This window comes from Candidatus Zixiibacteriota bacterium, from assembly GCA_014728145.1.
Classification (GTDB): domain Bacteria; phylum Zixibacteria; class MSB-5A5; order JAABVY01; family JAABVY01; genus WJMC01.
Window position 1 is genome coordinate 1 of record WJMC01000093.1, and the last position, 7494, is coordinate 7494.

Here is a 7494-nt window from a genome sequence, read left to right on the forward strand (position 1 = left end):
AAAAATAAGGCTGGCAGCTGATCCCACTGCCTCGATCGGCAAGGTCAATGCCATCGTCACCAGGATTATACCGGTTACGAAAATAGCCACATGCGGTGTACGCGTTTTGACGTTAATTGTGGCCATCCTTTTTGGAAGCCAGAGATCACGGCCCATTGAAAATGCCACCCGCGAAGCAGCCATGACAGTCGCATTGAGAGCAGACATGGTCGAGAGTAAACCGCCGAAGACGATTACAGCCACCCCGAAAGCGGGCATGAATCCTTCGGCCGCACGCACGATCGCGGTCTCCTTGAACTTGCCCAAAAACTGCCATCCGGGCAGACCATCGGGATTGACCGCTCCCAGTGAAACGAACAAAATCAGTAGATATATCAGCACGGTCATGCCGAGGGCGATAAAGGTCGCTCGCGGGATGTTCTTCTCCGGCTGTTTAATCTCCTCTGCAACCGTGGCGATCAGGTCATAGCCTTCAAAGGCGATAAAGGTCAGGCCCATGGCGACAATCACACCACCTAAACCAGTCGGGAAGAAGGGGGTAAAGCTCTCCATCGCCTCGGTCGGTTGCTCCATAATCTTTCTCAAACCGTAGAAGATGAAAACTGCCAGTACAATGATTTTGGAGATTGTCAGGATATTTTCGGTCTTGCCGGTAACCTCGGCGCCGCGCACGTTCAACCAGGTAAACATCACTCCGATCAAAAACGTGACCGCCAGGACGGCCTGTTCGGGTCCAACTACGCTATAAAGGCTTTCGGTCAGGCCGGGCACATATTTGTGAAAAAACTCCCAGAAATATCCGGCAAATCCGAGTGCATAGAGACTGCAGGCAACGGTATATGCAAACCATAGCATCCAGCCGGATATAAATCCGGCCGCACCCGGGAATGCCATGCGCACGAAGGAATACCCCCCGCCCGCGCGCGGAACAGCAGAGGCCAGTTCAGCATAGGCAAAAGCTGTCAGCAGAGTAACTACCCCGTTGAGCGCGAAAGCCAGAATGGAAGCGGGACCTGCCTCGCCGGCGGCCAGTCCGGTCAAAACGAAAATACCTGCCCCGATCATAGCGCCGACGCCGATCATGGTGGCATCAAAAAGCCCCAAACTGCGGGCGAAAGTTACCTGCTGGGCCTCAGGATTTTGTTTCTTTTTTTCGGACATCTTTTAAATAGCCGTTTTAACGCATATTCGCTGTCAATTTACACAATTATAAAAAGTTCAAGCTATATCCCTAATAGATTTTGTCCCAATTTAAAACTGTCTGTGAAATACTCGCCAAAATTGTTGTCTTGTGCCGGCAATCCCGGTAAATGTTTTATCTACATTAGCAATGAATAACCTTGCTGATAATCCTTTTCCCTAAGAGCGTAATGTTATGCACAGCCAGCCGGTTATTTAATTGAATTATAACATACTACTAATTGGCAATTAATAAAAACAATTAAACTCCCTTGTCTGAGTAGAGTGAGTGTAAATGACGCTCAATTAGAGAGATACAGGATATGCGTCTTCTGATAGCAGCAGGTTTTATTGGCCGCTTTGGCGAGACTGACGGTGTTGTGACAACCTATCAGAACCTCATTCCTTTCTTTGTTAAAGCAGGAATAAAGGCTGATTTCGTTGCCTATGGCGACCGGGACAATATGGAGAAGTGGGGAAGCGTCAGGGTGTTTTCTCATAGACCAAGATGTCCAATAAAAATAGATCCGATTCGGTGGGTAGATCCGGCCCTGATGATGTCGGGTAAAATCCGCCGACTGTCCTCGCGAAAGTATGATCTGGTGCAGTGCAGTACCCCGGAGTTCATGGGGCTGTGGGCTCTCAAGATCGCCCGAAAAAACAGCAGTCCGATGATCTCGCTTTATCATACCGCACTGGATCAGTACGCTGAAATCAGGACCACCCAGAAATTCGGCAAAGCCTGCGGAAAGCTGACAGGCCGGATAGTCAATCGCTGGCTGTTGCATTTTTTCAACCAGGCCCGGCTTGTGCTGGCACCTTCCGAAGCTGTACGGAGCCAGCTTTTGAACTTTCTTTCATCCGATGTCAATATAATCGCCCGTGGAATCGACGGTGAAAAATTCAACCCCGCTTACAGGATGAGATCTGACAACAAAGTGCGGGTGATATATGTCGGACGGGTGGCACCTGAGAAGAATATGCAGCTATTGGTGAAGATATTTAAAACGATCAGCGGTGCTGGACTGACTGTGGTGGGTGATGGTCCCTACTTACCGATAATGAAACGCGAGCTTCCCAATGCCAATTTCTGCGGACGTTTGAGCGGGCAGCTTCTCAGCCAGGCCTATGCCGATGGTGATATTTTCGTCTTCCCGTCACATACGGATACATTCGGCAATGTCGTTTTGGAGGCGATGAGTTCGGGACTGCCGGTGATAGTTACCGATTCGCTGGGTCCGCGCGAGATTATCGATAATGGTGTGGATGGGTTCGTTACTCACTCCGAGGAAGAATTCCGCGACGCGGTAGTCAAATTGATCGAGAATCCCGGCCTGCGCAGGACCATGGGACGTTCCGCGCGACGGGCGGCAGAACGTAGATCCTGGGAAAGTATTTTCGAGACGCTGTGCGGTTATTATGAAACCGTGCTGGGCGCGTTCCCGATGCCTGCCAGCGCTCGTAAAGCCAGCTGAAAGGATTGAATGAACATGTTGATGATTCCACTTCTGGCGACTCAGTTCAAGCTCTTCTACCTGGCCCAGGCGGCCGGCAGTTGCACTGAGTTGACTTTAAACTGCAACTTGAATTATCTCGTGAATACAATGATCAGCTACGGTGTTACCGCAGATTCGCGCATGCTGGCCAGGATCGATTCAGGATCGTTTTTCGATCTCTCAAATCCGCTCTTTTTTATCACATTCAGCGGTGCCTGCGCGGTCGTCTGCATGATGCTTCTGAATTTTTTGAGTTATAATGTGCTGAAAAGCCGTATCGTCAACTGCCGCAGGTGGGATCTCAATATCTGCTGTGGCAAAACCGACGGCGGTGGTGTCAATGCCGATATCGTGCAACATTGCGAACTTCCGCGTTTCGTGGAGATCGATAATGTCTGTGAATTGCCGTTTGCAGACAAGAGCTTCGGCCATGTGCTCTGTTCGCATACTATCGAACATGTCGATGATCCAGCCGGATTTTACAGGGAACTGAAACGGGTGGGACAGGATGTGACAATAGTGCTTCCACCGCTTTGGGATATCTCCGCGGCGTTCAATTTCCTCGAGCATCGCCATCTCTTCCTGACATTTAAAAAAGAACATCAAACCTTGCCCCCATATATTCGCCTGCCGTTTGCGAGAACAGTACAGAGAATCTTCAAGCAGCGCATTCATGCGTAAGGAGACTCCGGGACCTGAAAATTTTAACGAAATAAGCATCGAAAGGAAAGCAGGCACTATGAAAATCAGTGTTATCGGAACAGGGTATGTCGGTCTTGTTGCCGGAACCTGCCTTGCCGAGTTCGGCCATGAGGTTACCTGTATCGACAGGATAAAAGAGAAGATCGACTGCCTCAAAAGCGGGAAATGCCCGATCCATGAAGAAGGTCTGGAAGATCTGATCAAAAAGAATGCCGCTGCCGGCAGGCTCGATTTCAGCACCGACTTGGCCACCAGCGTTTCAAACAGCCAGGCTGTCTTTCTGGGAGTGGGGACTCCCGAGGGACCGAGCGGTAAAACCGATTTGAGCGCATTAAGAGGCGCGGCCAGACAGGTCGCCCAAAATATGCGCGGTTACACCCTGGTTGTGATTAAGTCGACTGTGCCGGTCGGAACAGCGGAAGAAATCAGCAGATTGATCAACCACAATATTCGTCACCTGGCCACATTCGACATAGTCTCCAACCCGGAATTTTTGCGCCAGGGTACCGCGGTTTATGATTTCTTGAACCCGGAAAGAGTGATCCTGGGGGCTTCCTCTGAAACCGGCGTGAAATTGATTCGTGAAATCTACGAATCGTTTGTCGAGCGCGATATTCCGATAATTGAAACTACCAATGAGACCGCGGAAGTTATCAAGTACGCCGCCAATTCATTTCTTGCTGTCAAGATATCATTTATCAACGAGATGGCCAGCATCTGCCAGAAAGTCAATGCCGATATCAGCCAGATCTCACGCGCCCTGGGAATGGATCGCCGGATCGCTCCTGGATGCCTCAATCCGGGTCCAGGTTTCGGTGGATCATGTCTGCCCAAGGATGTTAAGTCTTTGATATACACCGCCCGCGGAGCAAAGTATCGTTTTCGCCTGGGACGCGCCGCACTCGATGTCAACAAACATCAGCACAAAGCTGTGGTCGACAAACTCAGACAGACCCTCGGATCACTGCGTCGCAAACGAATCGCCCTGCTGGGGGTGGCGTTCAAGGCCAATACCGATGATACCCGCGAATCACCGGCAATCCATATCGCCCGCAGGCTCTACAGAGAAGGCGCTGAGCTGGTCGCCTATGACCCGGTGGCTATGAAGCTGGGAAAAATCGATATTCCCGAGGTGGCTTTTGTCGACTCGGCCTATGATGCCTGCTACAATGCCGATGCGACCCTGCTTCTGACCGAGTGGCAGGAATTCCGTGAGCTCGATTTCGCGCGGATTAAGATGCTGATGGCCCGACCTGTTCTCCACGATACGAGAAACTGCCTCGATGGCCAGAAGATGATCGCGCTGGGATTCGAGTACAAAGACAACGGCCGTATGACCAGGCCTTCGGCAATCGGCACCAGCCGGCAGGTCGAGGCCTCCTCGCTCAGCCTCAATTTTGAATCTTCCTCCGGAAAACATGAAAAGATCAGTCCACCTGTAAGTGCTTCCGGAGCTGTGGCATTAGGTAAGTCCTGACATAAAATACCTCTATGATGGCGACCGGGTTGTCCCGGTCGCTTTTTTTTGCCAGTGGTTAAGCCTCAAATGCTGTAAACTGCACTTATTTGCTTGATTTATATTACCTTATGGCCGATATTGAAATATAGAAAAGGCTCAGAAACACCTGTGAATAATACAATCGATTGTGCCCTCATGAGGTGCAGTTAAATGCAATAGTTCCGCCCGGGAAATCGGATTAAAGATATGTCGAAAACAAAACCGGAAATGTCCTCGTATCTGGAGGATAGATACTTCAGAGAGCTTGCGGGTTTATGTACCGAGCGGGTTATTGTTCTGGATAAGAAAGCGACGATTAAGTTTGCTAATTTCAGTCTCTCTGATATAGATCCGGATGATCTCAAGAATCGCGACTTTAAACATTTTCTGACTGATGATAAGCAGGCCGAATTCTTACGGCGTTTCAAGCTCGCTCTCAATGGACAAAGGCAACTTGGTGTAGAGCTTGAATTTGTCGATTCTATGGCTTCCTTCCGGGTTGTACTGCTCAATTTTGTGCCTGTCGAAAACGGTGGCGCTGTCGAGGAAGTGATGCTTGTTTCCCCGGGTTCGGCCGGTTACGATAACCCGTTCGAGTCACCCCGGCGCGCTGAACTTCTGGATTCTCTCTACGATTCTGTTAAGGCTGGTATTTTGATTCAGTCCAAAACAGGTGACATTACCTATGTTAATCGGACAACATGTGAAATATTTGAGATGGAACGAGATGATATTATCAGTCGAAACTCCCTGGATCTGATCTGGGAGATGACAGATGAGGAGGGGAACACCATTTCCGGCAATGAGCATCCATCCATGATTACCCTCGCTACCGGCAGGCCGATCAGGGACGCGGTTCGGGCATTGTTTTCGAAACAGAAACGTAAAAAGAAGTGGCTCGAGATCAACACCCAACCGATTTACTCTTCTGTTGATGATGAGCTTAAAGAAGTCCTGGTCACGATCTATGATCTGACCGATCGTAAAAATGCTGAAGACAAGCTCACGCGGTTGGAGAGGGAGCAGTCGATTGTGCTCGATTCGATGCAGGAGATGCTGGCTTTCTATGATACCGACCTCAGGATCCTGTGGAGCAACCGGGCATCGGCGGAATCAGTTGATCAGACCCAAAAACAACTTCTGGGCAAACACTGCTATGAAGTCTGGCATGGGCGTCAGTCTCCCTGCGAAATCTGCCCAGTACTGAAAGCCCTTGATTCCGGACAACCACAGGAAGCGGAAGTCAACACTCCCGATGGACGTACTTTCTACTTGCGCGGATATCCTGTCATGGATGAGAATGGCAATGTCGTCAACATGGTAGAATTCGGCCGGGATATCACCGACATCAAGAAGGCAGAAGATGAAATTCGCCGGCAGAAAGAATTCTTAAATAGTATCTATAACGGCCTCGATAATCCGGTTTTTGTAATCGATGTGACTCCGGATGGCGATTTTATTTATGCCGACTCAAATCGCGCTCACCAGATCATATCGAAGATCAGCCTCGAAGAGATCAGGGGAAAACGTCCCGAAGATCTCGTTCCGCACATAACTTTGGAAGCCGCGAAAAAACTGCGTGCGAACTACCGGGCGTGCCTTGATGCTGGAGATTCTATCTCTTATGAGGAGGCTGTTTATTTATCCGGTCGTTTCTTCTATGTCATAACTCGTCTTGTGCCGATTCGTGACGATGATGGCAGGATCTTCAGGATCGTGGGCACTTCTATGGATATCACAGAGAGAGTAAATGCCGAAGAAGCTCTGCGCGAGTCGGAAGAAAAGTATCGATCCCTGGTCAACAATATCAATGTCGGTGTTTACCGCGTCAGCGGAGTCTACAGTCCCACACTGGATTACGCCAATCCGGCCATACGGCGCATTCTCGGTTATGACTTAGAGGACGATATTTACAACAAACCGATCCTGGATATTTACCAGAATCCGGAAGACAGGAATGTTTTTCTGGATACGCTTTATAAACAGGGTACAGTGCAGAACTATGAACTCGATTTGAAAAAGAAAGATGGTTTACCGATTACTGTATCTGTAAATGCGGCTGTCAACCGCGATGAAAATGGTCATGTGCGCTGGGTGGATGGTTTTATGGAAGATATCACCGAGCGCAAAAAGGCCCAGATTGCACTCGCCGAGAGTGAAAACAAGCTTCGCACGATGACGGCGAATTTCCCTGACGGCGCTCTGTTTATGTTCAACAGGGACCTTGTTTATACCTACGTGGATGGCCGGGGGTTAAGTGATGCCGGCCTTTCACCAGATATGATTGTCGGGAACAAGATCGAAGATGTGTTTCCCGGCATCAAGGATATTCTTGTTCCCGAGTGTTTAAAGATATTAAAAGGTGAGGAAGTCTACTACGAGGTCGAATATGCCGGTCGGATATATGAAAACCGCGGTGTTCCGCTTTATGGTCCGGGTGAAGATGTTCTCGGCGGATTGGTCTACGCCCACGATGTCACTATACGTAAGAAAGCTGAAGAGGCTTTAAAGGAGAGCGAGGAAAGCTTCCGGATGCTGGTCGAGAACGCGGCGGAGGGAATCGTTGTTCTATCAAACGGCATGATGAAATTCGTCAATCCGGAGATTATTCGACTGGCG

Annotated in this window: 5 protein-coding genes; 4 read left to right on the forward strand and 1 reads right to left on the reverse strand. The window is 49.6% G+C overall.

All coding sequences use genetic code 11. The annotated features are described in order from the left end of the window. Positions 1-1161 (reverse strand): amino acid permease (locus GF404_05860; GenBank protein MBD3381707.1); only part of this gene is annotated, 1161 nt, incomplete at its 3' end. A 341-nt stretch (positions 1162-1502) separates the two neighbouring features. Between GF404_05860 and GF404_05865 the strand changes: the two genes are divergently transcribed. From GF404_05865 to GF404_05880, 4 genes are all read left to right on the forward strand, one after another. Then, a complete protein-coding gene (locus GF404_05865; GenBank protein ID MBD3381708.1) occupies positions 1503-2654 on the forward strand; it encodes a glycosyltransferase in 1152 nt (383 codons plus the stop codon). A 255-nt stretch (positions 2655-2909) separates the two neighbouring features. Then, positions 2910-3356, forward strand: a complete 447-nt coding sequence (locus GF404_05870; protein ID MBD3381709.1) for a methyltransferase domain-containing protein — start codon at positions 2910-2912, stop codon at positions 3354-3356. After that, a complete protein-coding gene (locus tag GF404_05875) occupies positions 3349-4854 on the forward strand; it encodes a nucleotide sugar dehydrogenase (GenBank protein ID MBD3381710.1) in 1506 nt (501 codons plus the stop codon). The genes GF404_05870 and GF404_05875 overlap by 8 nt, the downstream gene beginning before the upstream one ends. A gap of 228 nt (positions 4855-5082) precedes the next feature. Further along, a partial coding sequence (locus GF404_05880) for a PAS domain S-box protein (GenBank protein MBD3381711.1) occupies positions 5083-7494 on the forward strand: 2412 nt, incomplete at its 3' end.